General features: G+C 71.1%; 22 protein-coding genes and 1 pseudogene. 13 read left to right on the forward strand and 10 right to left on the reverse strand.

Annotated elements, in window-relative coordinates:
* Positions 1-108: 108 nt before the first annotated feature.
* The 6 genes from atpA to ESG85_RS31825 all read left to right on the forward strand — a co-directional run bounded on the left by atpA (position 109) and on the right by ESG85_RS31825 (position 5,896).
* Complete coding sequence (atpA, locus tag ESG85_RS31800; protein ID WP_128984637.1) at positions 109-1,704, forward strand: F0F1 ATP synthase subunit alpha; 1,596 nt, start codon at positions 109-111, stop codon at positions 1,702-1,704.
* Between the two features lie 20 nt (positions 1,705-1,724).
* A complete protein-coding gene (locus tag ESG85_RS31805; protein ID WP_128984638.1) occupies positions 1,725-2,642 on the forward strand; it encodes a F0F1 ATP synthase subunit gamma in 918 nt (305 codons plus the stop codon).
* On the forward strand, positions 2,642-4,081 hold the full coding sequence (gene atpD / locus ESG85_RS31810; protein ID WP_128984639.1) for a F0F1 ATP synthase subunit beta: 1,440 nt from the start codon (positions 2,642-2,644) through the stop codon (positions 4,079-4,081). Before ESG85_RS31805 ends, atpD begins: the two co-directional genes overlap by 1 nt.
* Positions 4,082-4,192: 111 nt before the next feature.
* Positions 4,193-4,567 (forward strand): F0F1 ATP synthase subunit epsilon, encoded by a 375-nt coding sequence (locus ESG85_RS31815; RefSeq protein WP_128984640.1) that lies wholly within the window; start codon positions 4,193-4,195, stop codon positions 4,565-4,567.
* Between the two features lie 144 nt (positions 4,568-4,711).
* A complete protein-coding gene (locus ESG85_RS31820) occupies positions 4,712-5,158 on the forward strand; it encodes a DUF2550 domain-containing protein (RefSeq protein ID WP_128984701.1) in 447 nt (148 codons plus the stop codon).
* A 54-nt stretch (positions 5,159-5,212) separates the two neighbouring features.
* Positions 5,213-5,896 (forward strand): 4'-phosphopantetheinyl transferase family protein, encoded by a 684-nt coding sequence (locus ESG85_RS31825; protein ID WP_128984641.1) that lies wholly within the window; start codon positions 5,213-5,215, stop codon positions 5,894-5,896.
* A gap of 122 nt (positions 5,897-6,018) precedes the next feature.
* Here the strand turns inward: ESG85_RS31825 and ESG85_RS31830 are convergent, their stop codons facing one another.
* Entirely contained in the window at positions 6,019-6,516 is a 498-nt protein-coding gene (locus tag ESG85_RS31830) for a hypothetical protein (RefSeq protein ID WP_128984642.1), read from the reverse strand.
* A gap of 192 nt (positions 6,517-6,708) precedes the next feature.
* Entirely contained in the window at positions 6,709-7,629 is a 921-nt protein-coding gene (locus ESG85_RS31835; RefSeq protein WP_128984643.1) for a recombinase family protein, read from the reverse strand.
* A gap of 506 nt (positions 7,630-8,135) precedes the next feature.
* Here ESG85_RS31835 and ESG85_RS31840 point away from each other — a divergent pair.
* Positions 8,136-9,533 carry a serine/threonine-protein kinase gene (locus ESG85_RS31840; protein ID WP_128984644.1) on the forward strand — a complete coding sequence of 466 codons (1,398 nt, stop codon included), beginning with the start codon at positions 8,136-8,138 and terminating at the stop codon, positions 9,531-9,533.
* Between the two features lie 8 nt (positions 9,534-9,541).
* On the opposite strand, the gene ESG85_RS31845 is transcribed toward ESG85_RS31840, so the two are convergent.
* Positions 9,542-12,685: a Tn3 family transposase gene (locus ESG85_RS31845; RefSeq protein WP_128984645.1), complete on the reverse strand. Its 3,144-nt coding sequence runs from the start codon at positions 12,683-12,685 to the stop codon at positions 9,542-9,544.
* Between the two features lie 57 nt (positions 12,686-12,742).
* Here ESG85_RS31845 and ESG85_RS31850 point away from each other — a divergent pair, with 57 nt between their 5' ends.
* Complete coding sequence (locus tag ESG85_RS31850) at positions 12,743-13,069, forward strand: hypothetical protein (RefSeq protein ID WP_128984646.1); 327 nt, start codon at positions 12,743-12,745, stop codon at positions 13,067-13,069.
* Between the two features lie 341 nt (positions 13,070-13,410).
* Here the strand turns inward: ESG85_RS31850 and ESG85_RS31855 are convergent, their stop codons facing one another.
* From ESG85_RS31855 to ESG85_RS31865, 3 genes are all read right to left on the reverse strand, one after another.
* Entirely contained in the window at positions 13,411-15,258 is a 1,848-nt protein-coding gene (locus tag ESG85_RS31855) for a glycosyl hydrolase family 18 protein (protein ID WP_374050268.1), read from the reverse strand.
* Positions 15,259-15,384: 126 nt separating this feature from the next.
* The gene (locus tag ESG85_RS31860; RefSeq protein ID WP_128984647.1) at positions 15,385-16,038 is read right to left on the reverse strand and encodes a response regulator; all 654 of its coding nucleotides are present in this window, start codon (positions 16,036-16,038) and stop codon (positions 15,385-15,387) included.
* Complete coding sequence (locus ESG85_RS31865; RefSeq protein WP_246095471.1) at positions 16,035-17,231, reverse strand: sensor histidine kinase; 1,197 nt, start codon at positions 17,229-17,231, stop codon at positions 16,035-16,037. The genes ESG85_RS31860 and ESG85_RS31865 overlap by 4 nt, the downstream gene beginning before the upstream one ends.
* A 163-nt stretch (positions 17,232-17,394) precedes the next feature.
* On the opposite strand from ESG85_RS31865, the gene ESG85_RS31870 reads away from it, so the two are divergent.
* Entirely contained in the window at positions 17,395-18,102 is a 708-nt protein-coding gene (locus ESG85_RS31870; protein ID WP_128984649.1) for a hypothetical protein, read from the forward strand.
* On the opposite strand, the gene ESG85_RS31875 is transcribed toward ESG85_RS31870, so the two are convergent.
* The 3 genes and pseudogenes from ESG85_RS31875 to ESG85_RS31885 form a co-directional block, all read right to left on the reverse strand.
* Positions 18,022-18,594, reverse strand: coding sequence for a cob(I)yrinic acid a,c-diamide adenosyltransferase (locus ESG85_RS31875; protein ID WP_128984650.1), 573 nt, complete (start codon positions 18,592-18,594; stop codon positions 18,022-18,024). The genes ESG85_RS31870 and ESG85_RS31875 overlap by 81 nt on opposite strands.
* A 13-nt stretch (positions 18,595-18,607) precedes the next feature.
* Complete coding sequence (locus tag ESG85_RS31880) at positions 18,608-19,357, reverse strand: ABC transporter permease (RefSeq protein WP_128984651.1); 750 nt, start codon at positions 19,355-19,357, stop codon at positions 18,608-18,610.
* Between the two features lie 54 nt (positions 19,358-19,411).
* A pseudogene (locus tag ESG85_RS31885) lies at positions 19,412-20,104 on the reverse strand (ABC transporter ATP-binding protein); the annotation flags it as partial.
* Positions 20,105-20,256: 152 nt separating this feature from the next.
* On the opposite strand from ESG85_RS31885, the gene ESG85_RS31890 reads away from it, so the two are divergent.
* The 4 genes from ESG85_RS31890 to ESG85_RS31905 all read left to right on the forward strand — a co-directional run bounded on the left by ESG85_RS31890 (position 20,257) and on the right by ESG85_RS31905 (position 25,501).
* Positions 20,257-20,898 carry a TetR/AcrR family transcriptional regulator gene (locus tag ESG85_RS31890; protein ID WP_128984653.1) on the forward strand — a complete coding sequence of 214 codons (642 nt, stop codon included), beginning with the start codon at positions 20,257-20,259 and terminating at the stop codon, positions 20,896-20,898.
* Between the two features lie 219 nt (positions 20,899-21,117).
* The gene (locus ESG85_RS31895) at positions 21,118-21,966 is read left to right on the forward strand and encodes a 3-hydroxyacyl-CoA dehydrogenase family protein (protein ID WP_128984654.1); all 849 of its coding nucleotides are present in this window, start codon (positions 21,118-21,120) and stop codon (positions 21,964-21,966) included.
* 220 nt (positions 21,967-22,186) lie between these two features.
* The gene (locus tag ESG85_RS31900; RefSeq protein WP_128984655.1) at positions 22,187-22,510 is read left to right on the forward strand and encodes an STAS domain-containing protein; all 324 of its coding nucleotides are present in this window, start codon (positions 22,187-22,189) and stop codon (positions 22,508-22,510) included.
* 276 nt (positions 22,511-22,786) lie between these two features.
* Positions 22,787-25,501, forward strand: a complete 2,715-nt coding sequence (locus ESG85_RS31905; protein ID WP_181019173.1) for an ATP-binding protein — start codon at positions 22,787-22,789, stop codon at positions 25,499-25,501.
* Positions 25,502-25,571: 70 nt separating this feature from the next.
* Here ESG85_RS31905 and nucS read toward each other — a convergent pair whose 3' ends face one another.
* Positions 25,572-26,261: an endonuclease NucS gene (nucS, locus tag ESG85_RS31910; RefSeq protein ID WP_181019174.1), complete on the reverse strand. Its 690-nt coding sequence runs from the start codon at positions 26,259-26,261 to the stop codon at positions 25,572-25,574.
* Positions 26,262-26,325 lie beyond the last annotated feature (64 nt).

Raw genomic sequence — 26,325 nt, forward strand, 5'->3', positions numbered from 1 at the left:
CATGACCAGCGGCCCGGTTGGGCCGTGCAGAGATTGCAGAAGATTCCTGGGGGTCGCCCCCAGACCCCTAAGAAACTTCGGGCCCAACAAGGAGAGCAGGGAACCCAGATGGCGGAGCTCACGATCCGGCCGGAGGAGATCCGGAACGCGCTGGAGAACTTCGTCCAGTCGTACCAGCCGGACGCGGCCTCGCGCGAGGAGGTCGGCACGGTCAGCCTGGCCGGCGACGGCATCGCGAAGGTCGAGGGTCTTCCCTCGGCCATGGCGAACGAGCTGCTGAAGTTCGAGGACGGCACCCTCGGCCTCGCCCTGAACCTCGAGGAGCGCGAGATCGGCGCGATCGTCCTCGGCGAGTTCAGCGGCATCGAGGAGGGACAGACGGTGCAGCGCACCGGCGAGGTCCTCTCCGTCGGTGTCGGCGAGGGATACCTGGGTCGCGTCGTCGACCCGCTCGGCAACCCGATCGACGGTCTCGGCGAGATCGCGACCGAGGGCCGCCGCGCCCTCGAGCTGCAGGCGCCCGGCGTCATGCAGCGCAAGTCGGTCCACGAGCCGATGGAGACCGGCTACAAGGCCGTCGACGCCATGACCCCGGTCGGCCGTGGTCAGCGTCAGCTGATCATCGGTGACCGCCAGACCGGCAAGACCGCCCTGGCCGTCGACACGATCATCAACCAGCGCGACAACTGGCGCTCGGGCGACGTGAACAAGCAGGTCCGCTGCATCTACGTCGCCGTCGGCCAGAAGGGCTCCACCATCGCGTCCGTGCGCGCTGCCCTGGAAGAGGCCGGCGCGCTCGAGTACACGACGATCGTCGCCGCCCCGGCGTCCGACCCGGCCGGCTTCAAGTACCTTGCCCCGTACACCGGTTCGGCCATCGGCCAGCACTGGATGTACCAGGGCAAGCACGTCCTGATCATCTTCGACGACCTGTCGAAGCAGGCCGACGCCTACCGCGCCGTGTCGCTGCTGCTGCGCCGCCCGCCGGGCCGTGAGGCCTACCCGGGTGACGTCTTCTACCTGCACTCCCGCCTGCTCGAGCGCTGCGCCAAGCTCTCGGACGAGCTGGGTGCCGGCTCGATGACCGGTCTGCCGATCGTCGAGACCAAGGCCAACGACGTCTCGGCGTTCATCCCGACCAACGTCATCTCCATCACGGACGGCCAGTGCTTCCTGGAGTCCGACCTGTTCAACGCCGGCCAGCGTCCGGCCCTGAACGTCGGTATCTCCGTCTCCCGAGTCGGTGGCTCCGCCCAGCACCCGGCCATGAAGCAGATCTCCGGCCGTCTCCGCGTGGACCTGGCCCAGTTCCGTGAGCTCGAGGCGTTCGCCGCCTTCGGTTCCGACCTGGACGCCGCGTCGAAGGCGCAGCTGGAGCGCGGTCAGCGCATGGTCGAGCTGCTCAAGCAGGCTCAGTACCAGCCGATGGCCACGGAGAACCAGGTCGTCTCCATCTGGGCCGGCACCACCGGCAAGATGGACGACGTCCCGGTCGCCGACATCCGCCGCTTCGAGGCCGAGATGCTGGCGTTCCTGCGCCAGAACCACTCGGGCCTGATGACCTCCATCCGTGAGGGCAAGAAGATGTCGGACGACACGCTGCAGTCCGTCGCCGACGCGATCGCGGAGTTCAAGAAGCAGTTCGAGACCTCTGACGGCAAGCTGCTCGGCGACGACGCCTCCGCCGTCAACGTCTCGAAGTGACGACGGAAGGGACCTGACTCATGGGAGCGCAGCTCCGGGTCTACAAGCGTCGCATCAAATCCGTCACCGCGACGAAGAAGATCACCAAGGCGATGGAGATGATCGCCGCCTCGCGCGTCGTCAAGGCGCAGCGCAAGGTGCAGGCGTCGACGCCGTACGCCACCGAGCTCACCCGCGCGGTGACCGCGGTGGCCACCGGCGCCAACGACAAGCACGCGCTGACCACCGAGGCGGAGAACCCGACCCGCGCCGCGGTCCTGCTCCTCACGAGCGACCGCGGTCTGGCCGGCGCCTTCAACTCCAACGCCATCAAGGCGGCGGAGCAGCTCATCAAGAAGCTGGAGGGCGAGGGCAAGGCGGTCGACATCTACGTCGTCGGTCGCCGTGGCGTCGCGCACTTCAACTTCCGTGAGCGCAAGCTGGCCGACACGTGGACCGGCTTCACGGACGAGCCGACCTACGCGGACGCCAAGAGGATCGGCGAGCCGCTGATCGAGGCGATCGAGAAGGACACGGCCGAGGGTGGCGTGGACGAGCTCCACATCGTCTACACCGAGTTCGTCTCGATGATGACGCAGACGGCGGTCGAGGCCCGGCTGCTGCCCCTCAGCCTCGACGAGGTCGCGAAGGAGGCCGGCGAGTCGGACACGCTCCGCCCGCTGTACGACTTCGAGCCTTCGGCGGAGGACGTCCTGGACGCCCTGCTGCCGCGCTACGTCGAGAGCCGGATCTACAACGCGCTGCTCCAGTCCTCGGCCTCGAAGCACGCCGCCACGCGGCGCGCGATGAAGTCGGCGACCGACAACGCGGGCGAGCTGATCACCAGCCTCACCCGACTTGCCAACGCGGCCCGCCAGGCCGAAATCACCCAGGAAATCAGCGAGATCGTCGGTGGCACCGCAGCCCTGGCCGACGCGACCGCGGGGAGTGACAAGTAATGACGACCTCTGTTGAGACCGCCGCTGCCACGGGCCGCGTCGCCCGGGTCATCGGCCCGGTCGTCGACGTGGAGTTCCCCGTCGACGCGATGCCGGAGATCTACAACGCGCTGAACGTCGAGGTGCCGGACCCGTCCGGCGAGGGCACCAAGACCCTGACCCTCGAGGTCGCGCAGCACCTCGGTGACGGCATGGTCCGCGCCATCTCGATGCAGCCCACCGACGGTCTGGTCCGCCAGGCCCCGGTGATCGACACGGGTGCGGCCATCTCCGTCCCGGTCGGTGACGTCACCAAGGGCAAGGTGTTCAACACCCTGGGCGAGGTCCTGAACGAGGACGCGTCCACGGTCGCGAGCGCCGAGCGCTGGCCGATCCACCGCAAGGCCCCGGCCTTCGACCAGCTCGAGTCCAAGACCGAGATGTTCGAGACCGGCCTGAAGGTCGTCGACCTCCTCACCCCGTACGTCAAGGGTGGAAAGATCGGTCTGTTCGGTGGCGCCGGTGTCGGCAAGACCGTTCTGATCCAGGAAATGATCATGCGTGTGGCGAAGCTGCACGAGGGCGTGTCGGTCTTCGCGGGCGTCGGTGAGCGCACCCGTGAGGGCAACGACCTCATGGTCGAGATGGAGGAGGCCGGCGTTCTCGACAAGACCGCGCTGGTCTTCGGCCAGATGGACGAGCCCCCGGGCACCCGTCTGCGCGTCGCCCTGGCCGGTCTGACCATGGCGGAGTACTTCCGCGATGTGCAGAAGCAGGACGTGCTGTTCTTCATCGACAACATCTTCCGCTTCACCCAGGCCGGTTCCGAGGTGTCGACCCTGCTCGGCCGCATGCCCTCCGCGGTGGGCTACCAGCCGAACCTGGCCGACGAGATGGGTCTCCTCCAGGAGCGCATCACCTCGACCCGTGGTCACTCGATCACCTCGATGCAGGCGATCTACGTCCCCGCCGACGACCTCACCGACCCGGCGCCGGCGACCACCTTCGCCCACCTCGACGCGACGACGGTTCTCTCCCGTCCGATCTCCGAGAAGGGCATCTACCCGGCCGTGGACCCGCTGGACTCCACGTCCCGGATCCTGGACCCGCGCTACATCGCGCAGGACCACTACGACGCCGCCATGCGCGTCAAGGGCATCCTGCAGAAGTACAAGGACCTCCAGGACATCATCGCGATCCTCGGTATCGACGAGCTCAGCGAGGAAGACAAGCTCGTCGTGCACCGCGCGCGTCGTGTCGAGCGCTTCCTGTCCCAGAACACCCACGCGGCGAAGCAGTTCACCGGTGTGGACGGTTCGGACGTTCCGCTCGACGAGTCGATCGCCGCGTTCAACGCGATCTGCGACGGTGAGTTCGACCACTTCCCGGAGCAGGCCTTCTTCATGTGTGGTGGTCTCGAGGACCTCAAGAAGAACGCCAAGGAGCTCGGCGTCTCCTGAGCCCTGTGCTCGCCGAGGGGGGCGGGTTCGGTCCCGCCCCCCTCGTCACGCCCCTTAGAATTGATCCCAACACCCGGCAGCACGGCCGGGTGGTGACCCGAGGAGCCACCCTTGGCTGCTGAGCTGCACGTCGAGCTGGTCGCCGCGGACCGGAGTGTCTGGTCCGGCGAGGCCACCCTGGTCATCGCGCGTACCACCTCCGGCGACATCGGCGTCATGCCCGGCCACCAGCCGCTGCTCGGTGTGCTGGAGTCGGGCCCGGTGACCATCCGTACGAGCGAGGGCGGCACTGTCGTCGCCGCCGTTCACGGCGGTTTCCTGTCGTTCGCCGACGACAAGCTTTCTCTGCTCGCGGAGATCGCCGAGCTGTCGGACGAGATCGACACCCAGCGCGCCGAGCGCGCGCTGGAGCGCGCCAAGGCCGGCGACGACGCCGCCGCCGAGCGGCGCGCCGAGGTCCGGCTGCGCGCGGTAGCGGTCCGCTAGCGGTCCGCACCGAGAGCCCAGCCCTCAGCCGCGGTACGGCTGGAATTTTCCAGACCGTGCCGCGGCTGAGGCGATGCAGATGCAGGTTGTATTCGGTCAGGCCGGCTCCGCCGGTCACGGGACGCAGCGAGGAGGTCGGTGAAGATGTTCCTCGCGCTGCTCGTGTGCGGCCTGGTCGTCGCACTGCTGGTGATCGGGCTCTTCGTCTTCGGTTTGCGCAGAAGGCTCATCCAGCGCGCAGGCGGCACGTTCGACTGTTCCCTGCGCTGGAACGTACCCGAGACCCCGGACACCAGCGGCAAGGGCTGGTCGTACGGGGTCGCGCGTTACAGCGGCGACGAGATCGCCTGGTTCCGGGTCTTCTCGTACGCGCCCCGTCCGCGGCGGGTCCTGGAGCGCTCGGCCATCGAGGTCCTGGAGCGCCGGATGCCGGAGGGCGAGGAGGAGCTGGCGCTGCTGTCGGACTCCGTGATCCAGGGCTGCCTGGTGAAGGGCACCCGCCTGGAGCTGGCGATGAGCGAGGACGCGCTCACGGGCTTCCTGGCCTGGCTGGAGGCGGCGCCGCCCGGCCAGCGCGTCAACGTCGCTTGAGGACGCCGTCCCGTCGGGTGGGGGCACTCCCGGTCGAAGTCCGGGGGAGGGTCGGTGTCGGCTGACGCAGGGGTACGGCCCGGTGAGTGCCATGTGTGGACCGCCCGGGCCGTTTCCGTTTCCCCGGATCTCGCGGCGCTGCTCGACGACGCCGAGCGGCGGGTGTACGCGTCGTTTCTGCGCGAGCCCGACGCCGCCCTGTACGTGACCGCGCACGCGCTGCTGCGTCTCGTCGTGGGCGAGGCCCTGGGCCGTGACCCGGCGGATCTGGTCTTCGCGGCGGGGCCGCACGGCAAGCCGTATCTGGAGAACGCGCGGGTGGAGTTCTCGCTGTCGCACGCGGGGGAGCGGGTGGCGGTCGCCGTGACCTCGGACACCCCGGTGGGGGTGGACGTCGAGCGGGTTCCCCGGGCCGGGGCCGAGCTGCCGCTGCACGTGCTGTCGCCGGCGGAGCGGGCGGCGTACGACCTGCTGCCCGCGGGCTGCCGGGCCGGTGCCTTCACCTCGTACTGGGTGCGCAAGGAGGCCGTGCTCAAGGCCACGGGGGAGGGGCTGCGGGTGGATCCCGCGCGGCTGACCGTGTCCGCGGCGGACCGGCCGGCGGAGCTGCTGGGCTGGCGCGGCCGGAAGGCCGTACGCGGGGAAGCCGTACAGGGGAAAGCCGTACGCGGGGAAGCCGTACAGCCGCACCTGCCGGTGCGGCTGTACGACCTCGGTTCCCCTGAGGGGTACCGGTGATGACGCTCTTTGAAATCGGCCACCCTCTGCTCAGGGGTGACCCCAGACCTGCTCGCGATTCCCCAGTCTGGAGTGACATGACCTTCGTGGGGCGGGGGGCCGGTTTGTTCCTCGGCCGACGGTCAGGGCTGGTTCGCGATCCGCCGACCGAGCTGTTCGAGGAACGCCTGCAAGCTGGACGTGGCGACCTCGAAGTCGTCAAACCAGGAGGCCGTGGCGGACTTCCAGACTTGTCCGCTGTCTCCGATCGCGAACAGGTGGCCCCCGCCGTCGCTGGCGAAGACCAGCGCGATCGATTCGCCGTCGACCGGAGCGGGGCCGTACTCACGGAAGTGCTCCGCCGCCATCGCAGGTGAGTGGATGAAGTGCCCGCTGTCGACGTCGGGCAGGGAAGCCTCGCTGATCACCCAGTAGAGCGTGGTCAGATCGGAGGGGATCGGCGTCAGGTCCACGAGTGCGCCCGTCGCCTGGTGGCTGTCGTCGGTTGCAAGCATCACGGCGTTGTGGCCGGGCGGGAAGCCGTGCGTCGGGAGAAAGGACCGCATCAGCCTCGTCAGCGCCGCATCGGCCTGTTCCCGCCAGGACCGGACCCACTCCGCGTCAAGCCGCTCACCAGGCACGTTTCCCCCTCGAATACGCGTGAGGCCCGCCGGCGCGAGCCCGGAAGAACATATCGGAGGGCTCAGCACGGGGTGCGATGAGACCGCGCGTCTTCCGGTCCGCCGCTCCTGGATCGGTCAAACCTGCTCAGGCGATCTCCCCACTCATCCGGGTGTGAGTAGTCGGGGTACAGGAAATCCCGGTGAGAACGATCATGGTCTCGGTGTGAGGGTGCTGACGCGGTTCTCGTACTCGCGACGGGCTTTGCGCTGGGCTGGGACCGCCGGGGCGCCCGGGCCTCCGTCGAGCGGCTGGCAGCGGGCGAGGAGTCGGTGGTGCACGGCCGGGACGGCGGTGACGCGCAGGGTGTAGCCCTGGCCGCGTCGTACGGTCACGCCCTGGTCGAGCGCGGCCCGCTCGACGTCGTCCAGCTCGTCGGCGCGGAGGAAGTCGGCGACCTTGCCCGGCATGTCGAGGGTGACCGGCAACTCCGGGGCGGGGGCGTCCTCGGTGGAGGTGTGGTCGGGCAGAAGGTCGGCGACGGCCGTGCGGATCGCGCCGCGGCTGACCCGGTGGTCGCGGGCGAGGGCGGCGATCGAGCGGCCCTCCAGGTACGCGGTGCGTACGTCGTCGGTCTTGTCGGCCGCCACGGCGGGGCGGCGGCCGCCTTTGCTGCCCTTGGCCTCGGCGGCGCGCAGTCCGTCGTAGGTGAGCTCGCGCTGAAGGTCGCGCTGGAGCTCGCCGGCGGCGGCGAGGGTCTGCACCATGAACTTCACCGTGGACAGCAGCTCGCCGGTGCGCGGGTGGCGGGCGGTCAGGTCCATGGCGGAGAACGCGCCGTCGTGGATGCGCAGCGCCACCTGGTCGCGGTGGAGGACGTCGAGCACGTCGAGGATGTGGCCGGTGCCGCGTACGAGGCGGAACATCTCGGAGATGTGGACGGTGTCGCCGGGCCGGGCGTAGTCGAGGAGCGCGCGGAACTTCGGGCGCTGGAGGGGGTGGAGGCGGCTGGAGGTGCCGGGGTCCTCCTCGAAGACGACCGGGTCCTCGATGCCGGCCTCGTCCAGGACGAGGTTCTGCCGGGCGGTGGACTGTTGGTCGGTTGAGACCCGCTTGTAGACCAGGTTCGCCACTCGGGGGCCCCTTCCGTACGGAGGATCGGACCCTATCTGTCGTCAAACCCTGTCAGCAATCGCCATCGGATCTGATTGGATTCGCGCCGCCGCGAACCCCCGGATTGCACGGGTTCATTGGACGCTCGGTCCGCCTGTCGTCAAACGATCGTTTGACGACAGGGAGGAGGTCGCCAGTTCGTGGGCGGCCACCAGTTGTCCAGGACGTCGACACCTCGCAGGGGCCACGGACTTCCAGGGCCCGCTCGGCCGGGGGCACGGGGTGAAGCGGAGGCCCTGTGAGAGCAGATGCCGATTCTCCCGCCTTACAGACGGGGACGTGCCGGGGGTGAAATGCTGATACCAAGGCGTTCGCGCCGGTGAACACTTGGGCGTCCAGAGGGTCTCTGGAGAGTGGCCGCATCGCGATCTCCATCGCGCCGGTTCGCTGGTAGGAAGCACGGGAGCGTTCGGAGCAGGGGGAGGGCGGGACGGTGCGAGATCAGCTCCTTGGGAGCCGGTACCGGATGGTGCGACAACTTGGCGAAGGCGGAATGGGACAGGTATGGGAGGCGCAAGACGAGACGCTGGGCAGGCCCGTCGCGGTCAAGGTGATCTCCTTGCTTGCCGGTGGTGGGAGCCGTGGCGACGAGGCGCGCGCCAGGTTCCTGCGCGAGGCACGGATCACCGCCCAGCGGCAGCACCCCAACATCGTGACCATCCACGACCTCGGCGAGACCGGCGCGGGGGACAGCAGGGCCCCGTTCCTGGTAATGGAGCTGGTCCGGGGCACAGGTCTGGACGCGATGCTGCACCAAGGTCCCGTCAGCCTGCAGGACGCTGCCCAGTGGGGTGCGCAGATATGCGAGGCTCTGATCGACGCGCACGAAGCCGGAATCATGCACCGGGACATCAAGCCGTCCAACATCCTCATCACGTCTTCCGGCAGCGTGAAGCTCCTCGATTTCGGGGTCGCGAGGGCGGCTGACCCCTACGCGACTTCGGACAGGCTCACCCAGACCGGATTCGTCGTGGGCACGCCCCCTTACATGGCCCCCGAGCAGGCACGCGGCTTCCCAGAACCGAGCAGTGATCTGTACGCGCTCGGTTGTCTCCTCTTCGAACTGATCACAGGCCGGCTGCCGTTCCACGCCCCTGACGCCGTGGGCTATCTCTCGGCCCACCTCACCCAGGACCCCCCCACTCCCAGCTCGGTGGCACCGGGAATTCCGCCCGCGTGGGACGACCTCCTCCTACGGCTGCTGCACAAGGACCCCGCCCATCGGTACGCGAACGCTGCCGACCTCTCCGAAGCATTGCGGCGACTCGATCACCCATCCGAGCCGTCGGAAGTCGAGACAGGCCCACCGTCGCTAGACGCGACTTCCGGAGATGCAGGGAAGGTGGAAGAGTCAGAAGTCCTCCTCCAGCAGCAGATGCAGAGAGCCGCAGTCGCTGAGCTGTCCTGGGAGTGGGGCAGGAGAAGCGCGAGGGCGTTGTGCTTTCTGGCCGTGGCGGCAATATTCCTGGCCGTGCGCATGAGCTGGTTCCAGGCGAGCGGCCCGGGCGGGTTCGTCGACCTGGGAGTCTTCCCGCCGGAAGACAGCTCCCGCCAGCCCTCGTACGCGGCTATGGCCGGTGCACTGATGGTGATGGCCACTACGGGTTTGATCATCAGTGGGCCTGACGGCGCGGCTTCGTTCCGGCGGTGGCGTGTGTGGAGCTGCCTCTTCTTGCCTGTTGGGGGTGTGTTCGTGGCCATCCTGGGCGAACTGGAGGCACAGCGCGCGGCCGGTGTCGACAACAGCGCCGTACAGGACATGGCAGGCATGTGGATATTTTTGGGTGCGGCAGGCACGGCCCTAGTAGCGGCGATCACCGTACTTGTGAGCAGACGGATCGCCCTCGCTGCCTCTCGCACCTAGCTCAGCTACTACCACGCGCCCCTATCGTCTTCGTCGTCCTCGACGGCGTCCGGGTCCCGCAGCGGGCGCAGGCCCTGGCCGGGGCCGCTGGCCTTGATGTTGAACAGGTAGCGGCCCAGGAAGTTGATGTGCCGGTCCTTGAGTGGGGAGAGGCGGGCGACGTCCTCGTCCTTGATGTCGTGGCCCTCGGCGCGGAGCTGGGCGACGGCGGCGTCGAGGTAGCGGGTGTTCCACAGGACGACGGCGTTGAGGACCAGGCCGAGGGCGGCGAGCTGGTCCTCCTGGCCCTCGCGGTACGCCTGGCGGATCTGCCCGCGGCCGCCGTGGCAGATCGCGCGGGCCAGGCGGTGGCGGGACTCCTGCACCGTGAGCTGCCGGTTCATCAGCCGGCGGTAGGTGTCGTCGACCGGGTCGACCAGGGCGAGCAGGTGCATGGTCTTGTCGATCCGCCCGTACTCGGCGAACGCGGCGCCGAGCGGGGTCGGGTGGCCCTCGCGGCCGAACATCCGCAGCAGGTCGTAGGCGCGGACCTGGTTGGTGATGAGCGATCCGGCGACGCGGAGCATGTCCGGCCAGTGCGTGGCGATCCGCTTGAGGTTCACCTTGTTGCAGGCGACGGCCTCCAGCGGCCCGTACCCGGCGGCCGACGCCTCACCGTCGGGCAGGTCGGCCCGCCAGAACCTCTGGTCGGCGAGGTCGCGGAAGCGCGGGGCGAAGCGGAAGCCGAGCATCTTGTACAGGCCGAAGGCCATATCGGAGTACGAGGCGTTGTCGGTCGCGACCATCTCCGGCTTCACCCCGCCGTCGAGGTTCAGCAGCGTGTCCAGGGTGTAGAGGCTGTCGCGCGGGGTGCCGCGTACGACCATCGCGCCGATCCCCGCGACCTGGTCATTTACTGCATTTAGCCAGGTCACGCCCCTTTTGTAACCATAATATTTTGGCGAGGGGCCGGTGTTGATGCTCTTGACGGGGACGACGAACCGCAGGCCGTCGACGGAGGCGAGCAGCCCGCCGCCCCACATCTGGGCGAGCTCGATGCGGGACTGGGCGGTGATGAGCGCGGCGTTCGCCGCGGCGATGGTGTCGGCGCGCAGGTAGTTCTGGTCGACGTGGGACAGCCGCGAGCGGGTCAGCGCCTTGTTCTCCGGGTCGATGACCGGGGTCAGGCCGATGTTGCAGCTCTCCGCCACCAGCAGCGCGACCAGGGAGACGAGCAGGCCCTCCATGCGGGTGCGGCGCTCGGAGACGTGGCCGAAGGCGTCGAGGAACCCGGTCCAGGAGTGGACCTCGAACAGCAGGTCCGGCAGGTCGATCCTCGGGAGCATCGCCTCCGTGGTGGCCTTGATCCAGGTCAGCGACTCCGGCTCGCCCACCGCGCCGAGCTTGTCCACCGACAGGCGGGCGCGCCCGCCGCCCTCGGGGACGACGATCTCCACCTTCGCCTCGTTGCCGGCCTCCTCCAGGCGGTCGGCCATCTGCCGCCACGCCGCGTCCAGCGCCTGGACGAGCTGGGCCAGGTGCTCCTCGGCGTCCTCGGTCAGGGACAGGCCCGCGAGCACGTCCGCGCGCATCGCCTCCCACCGCGGCCCGTCCAGCAGCCGGGCGCGCGGGTCCGCCCACCGGTTCGACGGGGCGGCGAACACGTCGCGCCGGTTCAGCGCGCGGTGCAGCTGCTCCAGGACGCACACCACGTACGCGTCGCGGTCGACCGCGCCCTGCGGCAGCTTGGCGTTGGAGAACACCGCGCGCTTCCACATCGCCGGCACCAGCTCGGCGTCGACCTCGCGGGGCAGCAGCGGCCGGTCCTTGACCCGGCGCCGCGAGAGCGCGGGCAGGCGGCGCACGGCCTTGAGGATGCGCCGCCCGGCCGGGGCGGCGCCCAGCGCGTCCGACTCGCCCAGCAGGGACAGGAACGGGCGCACGGTGTTGTAGCGCAGGGCCAGCTTCTCCCGCATCGCGGCTTCGGCCGAGCCGTCGTCCTCAGGCACCAGGGCCTCGACGGTCGCCACCGCGCCGGCCACCGCCGTACGCGGCACGGCCTCCTCGACCGCCGCCCACAGCGCGGCGACGTCCAGGTCCGCCTCGTGCTCGGCGACCAGGTCCAGCTCCTCGGTGAGGATCTTCGACGCCTTCGCCAGGATGCGGGCCGCCTTCTCCAGTTGCGGCAGCATCGCCAGGCGCTCCCGGTCCGACGCCCGCCGGGCGGGGCTGATCAGCCGGTTCGCCATCAGCACCGCGAACAGGTCCAGGGCGTCGTCGACTGCCTGCGCCTCCAGCTGCCGCACCACCGCCGTCAGCAGCGCGGTCCGCCGCGGCTCCGGGGCCCGCTCGATCGTCTGCGCCTTGCTCAGCTGCCCGTACCGGGCCAGCGCGGACAGCCGGTTCACCGGCACCCGCGACAGGTTCACCCGCCCCAGCGCGAACCCGGAGATCTCCTCCACCCGCTCCATCGCCCGCACCATCGCCGTGCCCGTCGACTTCACCGGCGGCGTGCGCAGCCGCTCCAGCTCCGAGACCCGCCTGCCCTCCGGCACCACCAGCAGCTCCGCCAAGGCCGGCGCGAGCACGGGATCGGCCCGGTGCGTCGCCCGGGCCACCGCGTCGTACAGGCGCCGCTCGGCCGCCGTACGGGCCTCCGACACCTGCCGGGCCAGCACCGAGACCCCGGGCAGCAGCACCCGGTTCTTCCGCAGCCACGTCACCGAGTGGTTGAACAGCGCCACCGGCCCCTCGGCGTGCGTCCACGCCCGCCCGTACAGGAAGCCGCGGAACTCCCGGCCCCACTTGCGGTCGGTGAAGTCCCGGTACTTGAAGCGCCGCTGGATCTCGTCCGCGTGCTCGTACACCGTCGAGCGCCGCTCGGCGTACCGCTTCACGCACGAGGCGTCCAGGATGCCGAGCTGCCCGGCCAGGTACTCCACGACCTCCCACGGCACCGCGAGCGGGTCCTCGCCCAGGAACCGGCCTACATAGCGGACCGTACAGATCTGCACCGCCATGCCCAGCCGATGCGCGTCCGTACGACGCAGCGCGATCAGATCGCGGTCGTCATCGTCGAGGAAGAAGAACCGCTCCAGCTCCGGGCGCGTGGGCACCTCGGTGAACGTCCCGTACGCCTCGGCTTGCTCATCAGTCAGAAACTCCACCGGCACGTCCGGACCGTAGCCAGCGCCGGCACCCGCTCGACGATCTTTCCGCGAACCTCAGCGATGCCGCGGCTCGGTGTGCTAGCCGACCATGATCGTTCTCACCGGGATTTCCTGTACCCCGACTACTCACACCCGGAGAAGCAGCGCAACCAGGAACGCGACGAACTGAGGGCCATCCGACTCGGCGAACAGCAGCCCCGACAGACTCCGACGGCCACAGCCGGCTCCGCTCGGCAGGAGCAAGCCCTGACCCCCACCGCCGTCCGGAACTGCCCGCACTGCGACCAGCCCGTCACCATCGTCGCCCTGCTGGCCACCCCGGAAGCGGCCCGTCCCACCATCGCCAGCAGGGTTCCCGAGATCACCTCCCTGCGGCGGACTCCGTGAGCACCGCGGGCAACGACTTCGCCTGACTGTCACCGATCAACAGGGTCCGGCGACCTTCGGTCGCCGGACCCTCACACGCGCTCTTCGCTCCCCAGATTTCCTCACTCACTTCAAACTGCACCGAAGTGGAGGGAAGAGCGTCCCTGGCCGATTTCAGAGATCCTCATCACCGGGGCGCCGTGGCCCTGCTGGGCCCGGCGCACCGGGTCGTCCGGCACGACGGGGGCGGTGTGCTGCACCGCCCCCGCCGGGCGGCGGGTGAGGTCCGGGGCCAGGCCTTCTCTTCCGGCTCCTGCCGGGCTCCCGGCGCTCGCTGATCGGCCTGTTCCGGAAGGAACGTCCTAGTTCAGCCCGCTGTTGATGGCGCCGACGAGCTCGCCGTTGCCGGTGTCACCGCTGAACTCCCAGAAGAAGGCGCCGCCGAGGCCCTGGTTCTTGGCCCAGCCCATCTTGGAGGTGACGGTGGCCGGGGTGTCGTAGCTCCACCAGTTGGTGCCGCAGTGGGCGTACGCCGTGCCGGCGATGGTGCCGTTGGCCGGGCAGGAGTTCCTGAGGACCTTGTAGTCCTCGATGCCCTGCTCGTAGGTGCCCTGCGCCGGGCCGGTCGCCGTGCCGCCGGGGGCGGACTGGGTGACGCCTGTCCAGCCGCGGCCGTAGAAGCCGATGCCGAGCAGCAGCTTCTTCGCGGGAACGCCCTTGGCCTTGAACTTGGCGATCGCCTCGGCGGAGTTGAAGCCCGCCTGCGGGATGCCGGCGTACGAGGTCAGCGGGGAGTGCGGGGCGGTCGGGCCCTTGGCCTCCCAGGCGCCGAAGAAGTCGTACGTCATCACGTTCAGCCAGTCGTAGTACGGCGCGGCGCCCGCGTAGTCGGTGGCGTCGATCTTGCCGCCGGCGGAGGCGTCGGCCGTGACGGCCGCGGTGACCAGGTTGTTCGCGCCGAACTTGGCGCGCATGGCCTGCATCATGTTCTTGAAGGCGTTCGGGCCGCTGGTGTCGCAGGACAGACCGCAGGCGTTGGGGTACTCCCAGTCCAGGTCGATGCCGTCGAAGACGTCGGCCCAGCGCGGGTCCTCCACCAGGTCGTAGCAGGACTGGGCGAAGGCGGCCGGGTTCTGCACGGCCTGGCCGAAGCCGCCGGACCAGGTCCAGCCGCCGAAGGACCAGAGGACCTTGATGTGCGGGTAGGCCTTCTTCAGCTTGCGCAGCTGGTTGAAGTTGCCGCGCAGCGGCTGGTCCCAGGTGTCGGCGACGCCGTCGACGGACTGGTCGGCGGTGTAGGCCTTGTCGTAGTCGGCGTAGGCGTCACCGATGGTGCACTTGCCGCCCTGGACGTTGCCGAAGGCGTAGTTGATGTGGGTGATCTTGGACGCGGAGCCCGAGGTCACGATGTTCTTGACGTGGTAGTTGCGGCCGTAGACGCCCCAGTTGGTGAAGTAGCCCATCTTCACCGCGTTCGGCGGAGGCGGGGTGTCGTCGCCGCCGGTGGTGCGGACGCTGACGGAGCCGCTGGCCGGGCCGGTCTGGTCGGCGGTGTCGCGCGCGACCACGGTGTAGCTGTAGTCGGTGCCCGCGGTGAGGCCCTGGTCGGTGTAGGTCAGACCCGTGGTGGTGGTGACCTTGGCGCCGTTGCGCAGGACGTCGTAGTTCTTGACGCCCTTGTCGTCGGTGGCCGCGCCCCAGCTGAGCTTCACCGAGGTGTCGGTGACGTTGGAGGCGGTCGGGGTGCCGGGGGCCGAGGGCGGGGTGTCGCCCGGCTGCTCGGTGCCGTCGCAGGAGGCGCCGTTGATCTTACAGCCGGAGGGGGCGCCGGAGCCGGAGCCGTTGTAGCCGAAGGAGACGGAGGCTCCGGGGGCCAGGGTGCCGTTCCAGCCGACGTTCTTGGCGGTCCAGTGGTTCCCGCTGTTGGTGACGGTGGCGTCCCACGCGGAGGTGACCCTGGTGCCGGTGGGGTAGTCCCACTCCAGGTTCCAGGAGGAGATGGAGGTGGTCCCGGTGTTCTTGATGGTCCAGCTGGCGCCGAAGCCGGTGCCCCAGTCCTGGGTCTTGGTAAAGGTCGCGGTGACCGAGGTGGCGGCCTCCGCGGGGGAGGCGAGGCCGACCATCGCGGCGAGGGGAAGAGCCAGGGCGGTGAGGCCGGCGGCGGCCCTCGCCTTGAGTCCTCTTCGGCGCGTCGGTGCTTGAGTGCTCAACGGTGCTCCTCAAGTAGCGGACGTTCGGGGTGGGGGTGGGTCCGTGGAGAGTTGCGCGCGCCCCGCGAGCGTAGGAAGGTCTGGACCAATCGTCAAGAGGTCCAGACCAAAGTCGACTTCGTTCTCTCAGATCCCCAACTCCTGCGCCAGCACGGCGGCTTGGACCCGGCTGCGGAGCTCCAGTTTGCCCAGCACCTTGCTGACGTGCGTCTTCACCGTGGCCTCCGCCATGTCCAGCCGCACCGCGATCTCCGCGTTCGACAGACCCGAACCGAGCGCCGACAGCACCTCCCGCTCACGTGGCGTCAGCCGCTCCACCACCGCCGGATCCGCGCCGCCCGGCACCCGGACCGGCCGGCTCGGCGCCGCGAACTCGGCGATCAGCCGCCGGGTGACCGCCGGCGCGATCAGCCCCTCGCCGCGCCCCACCGTCCGCACCGCCTCGATGAGGTCCTTCGCGTCCGTGTTCTTCAGGAGGAAACCCGCGGCGCCCGCGCGCAGCGCCCCGAACACGTACTCGTCCAGGTCGAAGGTGGTCAGCACCAGGACGTCCGCCAGGCCCTCGGCCACCACCTGCCGGGTCGCCGACACCCCGTCGAGCTTCGGCATCTGCACGTCCATCAGGACCAGGTCCGGGCGCAGTTCACGGGCCAGCTCCACCGCCCGCTCGCCGTCCCCGGCCTCCCCGACCACCTCGATGTCGGGGGCACTGCCCAGGATCAGCACCAGCCCCGCGCGTACCGCGCTCTGGTCCTCGGCGACCACGATCCGCATCGTCATGACTCCGGCGTCCTCTCCTCCGCGGGCAGTACCGCCCGCACCTGCCACCTCTTCGAACCGTCCCCGTCCGGGACCGGCCCCGCCTCGAACTCGCCGCCGAGCAGCGCCACCCGCTCCCGCATGCCCACGAGCCCGGCACCCGAGCCCGGCGCCCGCGGCCCGGGACGGTCCCCGACCGGGCTGGTCACCCGTACGGTCAGACTCCGCGCCTCCCGGGCGAGGAACACGCCCACCACGCCGGGCGCCGCGTGCTTGAGCGCGTTCGTCAGCGACTCCTGCACGATCCGGTACGCGGCCAGCTCGACCGGCGCCGGCAACGGCGCGCCGTCCTCCCCGTGCCGGTCCTCCAGGGTGAACTCCAGCCCGCTGGAGCCGCCGTGGGTGCGGGCCTGGGCGACCAGGGCCTCCAGGCCGGCCAGCGTCGGCGCGGCCGCCGGCTCGGCGTCGCCGCTGCTGTCCCGGAGCAGTCCGATCAGCCGCCGCATCTCGGCCAGGCCCTCCACGCTGTTCTCCCGGATGACGGTCAGCGCCTGCCGGGTGGTGGCCGCGTCGTCGATCGAGAGCGCGGCCGTGGAGTGGATCGCGATCGCCGACAGATGGTTGGCGACCATGTCGTGCAGCTCGCGGGCCATCCGCGCGCGCTCCGCGCCCACCGCCTGCGCCCGGTCCATCTCGGCGAGCAGCGCCGTCTGTTCGGCCCGCAGCCGCGCCGACTCCGCGGCCTCCCGGTGGTTGCGCACGATCGCGCCGGTGAGGGCCGGGAGGAAGGAGACCATGCCGGCGAGGACGCCGACGAGCAGCGCGACCGCGTTCTGCCACCAGATCAGCAGCGTCACGGTGAGCGCGACGGTGACCAGCGCGGTGACGTACGGGATGCGTTTCGCGGCCGCGGGCGTCGTGTACACCACGGACGCGTAGACCACGTCCGTGAACATCAGGACGGTGGCGAGGTTTCCGTTGGTGAACTGGTCGCCGATGATCGCCAGGGTGGCGACGATCAGCGCCGTGCGCGGGGTCGTGCGCCGCAGCGCCTCCGTCGCGGCCATCACCGCCAGCGGGATCAGCGTGGCCCAGCGCTGGCCGAAGACGTGCTCGCGGTCCACGTACAGACCGAAGGACCACAGGACCAGCCCGCCGGCGAGGCCGATGAAGGCGATCAGCAGATCGTGGTGATGAGGTCGGGGGAGGCGCACGACTCCATCCAACACGCAGCCCGCCGCCACGACGTCCCCGCCGGGGCCGAGCCGCGCCTCCGTCGAACGATGTAGGCGCACTTCGTCATCGGCGACGACGCCTCCCGGCCGTTCCGCCGGGAGGCTGGAAGCACGACGGGGGAACGAACGAAGGAGTGCCGCCGTGATCGTCACGCTCATCGTGCTCTGCGAGGTCGGCTTCTGGGTGCTGCTGGCCGCGGGTCTCGCCACCCGCTACCTGCTCAAGATGCCGCGCGCCGGTCTCGCCCTGCTGCTGTGCGAGCCGCTGCTGGAGGTCGTGCTGCTGGTGGCCACCGCGATCGACCTGAAGAACGGCGCCGACCCGAGCTGGAAGCACGGACTGGCCGCCCTCTACATCGGCTACACCGTGGGCCACGGACACCGCACGGTGAAGTGGCTCGACGGCCACGCCGCCCACCGGCTCGGCGGCGGTCCGCGTCCGCCGAAGCCGCCGCAGTACGGGAAGGCCCGCGCCCGTTACGAGGGCCGGATCTGGCTCGGCACGCTGGTCGGCGGCGCCGTCGCGACCGTGCTGCTGCTCGCCGCCATGGCGTACGTGGGCGGGGACGGCGACACCTCGTCGCTGAAGGCCTGGATGTACGGGGCCTGGCGGGCCGTCGGCATCCACGGCGTCATCGCCCTGTCGTACGTGATCTGGCCGAGGAAGGCCCCGGCCGGGTCCGGCGAGGCCGTCCCGGCCGCCCGGGCCGAGGGGGCCCGGGCGGGGGAGGAGCCGGCCGGGGAGGCCCGGGCCGGGGAGGAGCGGGCGTCAGCGCTCGCCGCCCGGGACCCACAGCACGTCCCCGACCTCGCGGTTCGCCGTCCTGGCAAGGATGAAGAGCAGGTCTGACAGCCGGTTGAGGTAGGTGGCGGTGAGCGCGTTCATGGTCTCGCCGTGCACCTCCATCGCCGCCCAGGTGGACCGCTCGGCCCGCCGGACCACCGTGCACGCCTGGTGCAGCAGTGCCGCACCGGGCGTGCCGCCGGGCAGGATGAAGGAGCGCAGCTTGTCGAGCCGCTCCAGGAAGTGGTCGCAGTCCGCCTCCAGCTTGTCGACGTACGACTGCTCCACGCGCAGCGGCGGGTACTTCGGGTCCTCGACGACCGGCGTGGACAGGTCGGCGCCCACGTCGAACAGGTCGTTCTGGACGCGGACGAGGACCTTCACCACGTCCTCGTCGAGCTGCCCGAGGGCGATGGCCGTGCCGATGACGGCGTTGGCCTCGTTGGCGTCGGCGTAGGCGGAGATCCGCAGATCGGTCTTGGCGGTCCGGCTCATGTCGCCGAGGGCGGTGGTGCCCTGGTCGCCGGTGCGGGTGTAGATGCGCGTCAGATTGACCATGACCCCAGCGTAGTTACGCCCCGGCCCGCCGGAAGGTCCGTGTGCCGACCGTCACGGCGAGCGCCGTGAGTCCGAGGGCGACGAGGACGCCGTAGAACATCGTCGGGGTCGCGTAGTGCCCGACGTACGCGTCCCGGACCGCGTCCACCAGGTAGCGGAACGGCATGAAGCGGGACAGCACGTCCAGCCAGCCGGGCGCGAGGGCCATCGGCAGCATGAGTCCGGACAGCAGCATCGAGGGCATGGCGAGGGTGTTGACCGCCGGGCCGAACTCCTGCGGGCTGGGCAGCCGCAGCGCGAGCACGTACGAGAGCGCAGCGAGCGAGAAGGTGAGCAGCGCGACGAAGCCGAAGCCGATGAGGATGCCCGCGAGTGGTGCCCGCAGGCCCATGGCCAGCGCGGCGAGGACCAGCAGCACGGCCTGGAAGACGAACAGCGCCGCGTCCCTCAGGACCCGGCCGAGGAGCAGCGCGAGCCGGCTGACCGGGGTGACCTGGAGCCGTTCGAGAACGCCCCAGTTCTTCTCCATGATGACGGCGAACCCGGCGAAGGAGGCCCCGAACAGGCCGAGCTGGAGCAGCAGCCCGGGCACCAGGACCTGCCAGGAGTCGCCCTCGCGGCCGAGCGGGAGGCCGGTGAGCAGGGGGCCGAAGAAGAACAGGTAGAGCAGCGGCATCAGGGTGCCGAAGAAGATCTGGAACGGGGAGCGGAGGGTCTGCCGGGCGTAGCGCCCGAAGAGGACCGCGGTGTCGTGGAGGAGCATCGGGTTCCTGGTGGGGTGGGGGACGGACTGCCGGACGGGTGCGCCGGACGGGTGCTAGACGGCGACGGGCGCGTGCTCGACGGGCGCCGGGGTGCGGCCGGTGACGGCGAGGAAGGCGTCCTGGAGGGTGTCCGCCGCGTGCTCGGCCTTGAGCGCGGCGGGCGTCCCCTCGGCGGCGACCACGCCCTTGTCGATGATCACCAGCCGGTCGGCGAGGGCGTCCGCCTCGTCGAGGTAGTGGGTGGTGAGGACGACGGTGGTGCCGTGCTCGTCCCGCAGCCGCCGCACCAGTGTCCACAGGGCGGTCCGGCTGCCCGGGTCGAGTCCGGTGGTCGGCTCGTCGAGGAAGAGCAGCGCGGGGCGGTGGGTGAGGCCGAGGGCGATGTCGAGCCGGCGCCGCTGGCCGCCGGAGAGGGCGGTGGAGCCGCGGTCGAGCAGCTCGGTGAGGTCGAGGTCGCGGGCCAGCTCGGCGGCGCGGGCGGTCGCCTCGGTGCGGGACATCCCGTGGAGCCGGCCCTGGAGGACGAGTTCGGAGCGGACGGTCTCCTGCGGGTCGACGCCGCCGGACTGGGCGACGTATCCGATCTTCCGCCGTACGCCGGCGGGATCGCGCAGCAGGTCGTGGCCGACGACGGTGGCGGCGCCGCCGGTGGGCGGCAGCAGGGTGCTGAGCATGCGCAGGGTCGTGCTCTTGCCGGCGCCGTTGGGGCCGAGGAAGCCGAGGATCTCTCCCGGCCGGACGGTGAGGTCGATCCCGCGGACCGCCGTCACCTCGCCGTGCCGGGTCCTGAAGGTCCGGGAAAGTCCGGAGGTGCTGATGATGGGCATGGGGACTACAAAAACAGAGTCCCTGAAATTTTGCAATGTCACCAAAATTCCAGGGCGTCTACGATGGTCGCGTGACCGAAGGGCTGAGGGAGCGCAAGAAGCGCCAGACGAAACAGCGGATCTCGGACATCGCGACCGGGCTCTTCCTCGAACGCGGCTTCGCGGCCGTCACCGTGGCCGAGATCGCCGAGGCCGCCGACGTCTCCGTCAACACCGTGTACAACTACTTCCCGGCCAAGGAGGACCTGTTCCTCGACCGCATGGAGGGCGTCGTCCACCGCCTCGCCCGGATGATCCGGGGCCGGGACGCGGGGGAGTCCGCCGCGCGGGCCGTACTGCGCGAGATCCGCGGCCACGTCGCCGCCGTCTCGCCCGCGTACGGCCTGATGGACGGGTACGCCGGCTTCATGCGGGTGATCGACGAGGCGCCCACCCTCCAGGCCCGGCTCCTCGCCCTCCAGCAGCAGGTCCGCGAGACCACCGTCGCCGCCCTGCGCGAGGAGGTCGGAGCCGGCCCCGGCGACCCGATGCCGCTGCTCGTCGGCGGCCAGATCTCCTGGATCCAGGGCGCCGTGGTGGAGTTCATCAGCGGCGAGATGACCGCGGGGCGCAAGGCGACCGAGGTCTCCCGCGAGGCGCTCGACCTGCTCGACGAGATCGAGGACCTGCTGAGCGACAAGGTCCTCGACTACGCGGTCCGCGCCTCCGGCTGACCCGGTCCCGCCGGAGTGACCGGCGTCACGGCCGCCCGAGCTGTCCGGGATGTCCGCCCGAGGGACGACGTGTGCCCGCTTCCGGGGTGTCGTGAGTGTGACGTCCGTCAAACCCGGCGTGACGTGGCTTACTTCGCGGTCACATAGCGCCCCCCGCCCGCTAATCTCCGCCGAAGAGCCAGAAGTGAACTGCCGTCAAGGCGATGAGGGGTGGAAGACGTGGCCAGGAAGCTCGCCGTCATCGGAGCCGGACTCATGGGGTCCGGCATCGCGCAGGTCTCGGCCCAGGCCGGCTGGGACGTCGTCCTGCGCGACGTCACCGATGCCGCCCTGACCCGAGGCACCGACGCCATCAAGACCTCGTACGAGCGCTTCGTCGCCAAGGGCAAGCTGGGCGCCGCCGACGCCGAGGCCGCGCTCGGGCGGATCACCGCCACGACCGAGCTCGACGCGGTCGCCGACGCCGACATCGTCGTCGAGGCCGTCTTCGAGAAGCTGGAGGTCAAGCACGAGATCTTCCGCTCCCTCGACAAGATCGCCAAGGACGGTGCGGTCCTCGCCTCCAACACCTCCGCCATCCCGATCACCAAGATCGCCGCGGTGACGGAGCGCCCGGAGTCGGTCGTCGGCGTCCACTTCTTCTCGCCGGTCCCGATGATGCAGCTCGTCGAGCTCGTCCGCGGCTACAAGACCAGCGACGAGACCCTCGCCACCGCGCGCGAGTTCGCCGAGTCCGTCGGCAAGACCTGCATCGTCGTCAACCGCGACGTGGCCGGCTTCGTCACCACCCGCCTCATCTCGGCGCTCGTCGTCGAGGCCGCCAAGCTCTACGAGTCGGGCGTGGCCACCGCCGAGGACATCGACATCGCCTGCAAGCTCGGCTTCGGGCACGCCATGGGCCCGCTCGCCACCGCGGACCTCACCGGCGTCGACATCCTGGTCAACGCCACCGGCAACATCTACACCGAGACCCAGGACGAGAAGTTCGCGCCGCCGGAGCTGATGCGCCGGATGGTGGACGCGGGTGACATCGGCCGCAAGAGCGGGCAGGGCTTCTACACGTACTGACATCGCGGCCGCACACCGGCCGGGATGGCGCCGACACCCCGGCCGGGCACGGGCCGGGGTGGCGTTCCGATGACGCACAGGGGTCCGACCGCCCCGGCACCATCGCCCCCAGGGGTGAATTTCGATATCGGTTCGCTTACAAGGCGCAACGCTTCTGCCGAAGTGGCAGTCAACGTTGCGTAGACGGGCACACGACACGGAGCACTCTCGGGGAGCGCATATGCACATCAGGGGCGACCACGCCGAGCTGGTCGTCGGGGGCCGCCTCGACGTCCGCAGCGCGGCGGACGCCCGAACGGTCCTGCACACGGCCGTCGACGACGGAGTCGGCGACCTCGTGCTCGACCTGACCGGCCTCGACTCCTGGGACGCCACCGGACTCGGCGTCATCATGGGCGTCCACCGCCGGGCCGGCCGCTGCGGCCGCCGCCTGGTCCTGCGCGGGGTGCCGCCCCAGATGCAGCGCCTGCTCGTCGCCACCCGGCTGCACCGCATCCTCGCGATCGAGGGCGGCCTCGCCGCGGAGTCCCTGCCCCGCGTCTGACCGCGAGCACGCCCGGCACCCGCACGCGGTGGATCCGGTGTCCCGTCCGGCTCCGGCGGCCGCGGCGACTCCGACGAGTCCCGTGGCGCACAGAGGGCGCATATGTCACGGGCACACCACGAGCCTGTGAAGCACCTGTGCGAACCAGGCGTCACACCCAATCCTCACAAGACCGTGACGTCTTGGTCTCCACAGCCCCCCGGATGTTCACGGGGCCCGGACAACCGTCTAGGGTCGGCTCGCCTGCACATCGCCCGCCGCATGGGAGCTTGGACCATGGACCCGATCAACCGGGGACCGGAGGAGTACGGTCACGACACCGAGGGCGAGGACGCACGCCCCGGTCTCGCCGCACCCGCGCCCGTGTCCACCGCCCCCGCCCGCGTGCGCACCGCCCGTCTGGTCTCCGGCGGCCTCCTGCTCACCGTCAACCCCCTCGACGGCAGCGAGATCGAGGTGTGCCCGCCCGGCGAGCAGCCCCCGGCGCCCCGCCGCCGCACCGCCCAGGAGCGCGCCGAGACCGCCCGCGCCGCCACCCCGCCCGTACCGCCGGGCCCCGCGGCACCCGCCCTCCCGCTCCTCGAACGGCAGGAACAGCGCGACACCCTCGTCGGGCACCTCACCCGCGGCCGCTCCGCCCGGATCACCGGCCCGGCCGGCTCCGGCCGCACCCGGCTCCTCGACGCCGTCGCCGCCGAATGCGCCGACGTCGCGCCCGACGGCGTCGTCCGGCTCTCCGGACACCACCGCACGCCCACCGACCTGCTGTACGAGCTCTTCCACGCCGTCCAGCACGCCCCCGGCTTCCGGCCCGACCGCGAGGAACTCCTCCTGGAGGTCCGCGGCATCGGCGCCATCGTCCTCGTCGACGACCTGGAGTTCGGCGGCGCCTCCCTCGACGAACTGCTCGCCGCCACCCCCGACTGCGCCTTCCTCTTCGCCGCCGCCCCCGACACGCCCGCCGCCTCCGCCGACGCCGGACTCGAGGAACTCGCCCTGACCGGGCTCAGCCGCGCCGCCGCCGTCGAACTCCTGGGGCACGCCACCGGCCGCGCCCTCACCGACGACGAAATCAACTGGGCGGGCGACCTCTGGTTCGAGTCCGAGGGGCTGCCGCTCCGCTTCGTGCAGGCCGGCGCCCTGCTCCGGCAGCGCGACCGGCTCCGCGTCGGCCCCGCCGAGTTCGACGCCTTCGGCGCCCTCGAAGAGGCCTTCGGCCCCTCGGGCGCCCCCGCGCCCGCCGACCCGCCACCCTCCGCCGACGACCCGGACGTCGAACTGCGCGACATACCGCTGCCCAGCCTCGGCGAGGGCGCCGCCCCCGCCGTGCTGCTCGCCTCCCGGCTCAGCCGCGCCGCCCAGGACACGCTGCGGTTCGCCGTCGCCCTCGGCGGCGAGGTCCCGCACCAGGCCCACCTGCCCGCGCTGGTCGGCGACACCCACGCCGACGCCGCCGTCGGCGAACTCATGGCCTGCGGACTGCTCTCCCCGGTCGGCACCCGCTACCGCCTCGCCGCCGGCGTCCTCACCCAGCTCGTCGCCCAGCGCTACGAGACCGACGCCATCGCCCGCGTCCACGCCGTCGCCCAGCACTACGCCTGGTGGGCCGGACACCCCTCCGTCAGCCCCGAACGCGCCACCGCCGAGGCCGACTCGCTGCTGGCCGCCCTCGCCGCACTGGTCCCCGGCACCACCTCCGAGCACAAGGCGACCGCCGTCCTGCTCGCCCGTGCCGCCGCGCCCGCCTTCGCCGCCGGCCTCCACTGGAGCGCCTGGGAGCGGGCCCTGCGCGGCGGCCAGGAGGCCGCACGGCTGACCGGTGAGGTCGCCGAAGAAGCCTGGTTCCACCACGAGTTGGGCGTCCTCGCGCTCTGCCGCGGCAGCCTCCAGCGGGCCCGCGCCGAACTCGAGGCCTCCATCGCCCTGCGCGGCGCCCTCGCCGACAAGCGCGGCACCGTCGCCGGCCGCCGCGCCCTCGCCCTCGTCGCCGACCTCACCGGCGAGACCGCGCCCGCCGAACCCGCGCCCGCCACGCCCGCGCTTCCCGCCGCCCCCGCGGCGCCCGTGTCCGCCACCGCGCCCACCGCCGCGCTGCCGCCGGCGCCCCGGCCTCCCGCGCTCCCGCGCCGGGACGGCCCCGCCTCGTCCCCGCGAGGCATCCCCACCGCCGGCGCGCTCCCCGCGAAGCCCGCCTTCCCCGACCTCGCCCCGCCGACCCCGGCCCGGCCGATGCCCCCGGTCGCCTCCAAGGCCTCGCTCGACGCCTTCGCGGCCTTCCCCGACGAGCCCGCGACCGTCGTCTCCGGCCCGCACCGCCCCAAGGACCCGGGCAAGAACGAGAACCAGGACCAGGACCGGGAGGGCGAGCGGAAGGGCCTGCGCAAGGGCATCCTCGACGGAGCCCGCCGCAACCTGGCGGCCGTCGGCGCCGGCGCCCTGCTCGTCGCCGTCCTCGGCACCGTCGTCACCCTCGGCGCCACCTCGGGCGACGGCGAGGACCCGGGCGGCACCGGCCGGGTGACCTCCGACACCACCGCGAGCCAGGACGACACCCTCGACGACGGCGAGGACGGCGAGACCGAACCCACCGACGACGCCACCGGCGGCCCCACCGGCCCGGCCTCCCCGACCGCCACCGGCACGCCCACCCCGGGCGCCACGAACACCACGGGCAGCCCGTCCCCGTCGGGCTCGCCCTCGGCGACCGGCAGCACGAGCCCGAGCCCTTCGGCGACGACGAAGCCGCCGAAGCCGACCACCTCGCCGACGCGCACGTCGCCCGCGCCGACGGGCACCACACCCCCACCGACGGAGTCCACGCCCCCGCCGACCGAGACCGGCACGCCCACGCCCACCGGCACGGCCACCGGCGAAAGCCCCAGCAACTCCGCCAGCGCCTCCCGCTCCGAGACCGCCGGCTCCGAGACCGCCGGCTCCGAGACCGCCGGCTCGGAGACCGCCGGCTCCGCCAGCGGCAGCCCCGCCGCCTGACCCCGTACGGCGAAGGGCCCGGGCGCGATCCCTCGCACCCGGGCCCCTCCCCGTACCGCCGTACCGGACGTCAGAACAGTCGCAGCTTGTCGTCCTCGATGCCGCGCAGGGCGTCGTAGTCGAGCACCACGCAGTCGATCCCGCGGTCGTTCGCGAGCACGCGCGCCTGCGGCTTGATCTCCTGGGCGGCGAAGATGCCCTTCACCGGCGCCAGGTGCGGGTCGCGGTTGAGCAGCTCCAGATAGCGGGTCAGCTGCTCGACGCCGTCGATCTCGCCGCGCCGCTTGATCTCCACCGCGACCGTGCCGCCGGCGGAGTCGCGGCACAGGATGTCCACCGGGCCGATGGCCGTCGGGTACTCGCGGCGGACCAGCGTCCAGCCCTCGCCCAGCGTCTCGATGCGGTCGGCGAGCAGCTCCTGGAGGTGGGCCTCCACACCGTCCTTGATCAGACCCGGGTCGACACCCAGCTCGTGCGAGGAGTCGTGGAGGATCTCCTCCATCGTGATGATCAGTTTCTCGCCCGCTTTGTTGATCACCGTCCACACGGCGGCCGCCCCGGCCTCACCGGCGGCGCCGTCGAGGTCTTCCTTGAGCGTGCACGGCGGGGACATCCAGTTCAGCGGTTTGTACGCCCGGTCGTCCGCGTGGATCGAGACGCTGCCGTCGGCCTTGACCAGGATCAGACGGGGGGCGGAGGGCAGGTGGGCCGTGAGCCGGCCCGCGTAGTCCACGGAACAGCGGGCAATGACGAGACGCATGGTCCGCAACGCTACAAGACCGACACGCCTCCACGCGATTCGGGCGCCGGACGTCCGCCGCCGT

Source organism: Streptomyces roseicoloratus, from assembly GCF_004117935.1.
Taxonomy (GTDB): Bacteria; Actinomycetota; Actinomycetes; order Streptomycetales; family Streptomycetaceae; genus Streptomyces; species Streptomyces roseicoloratus.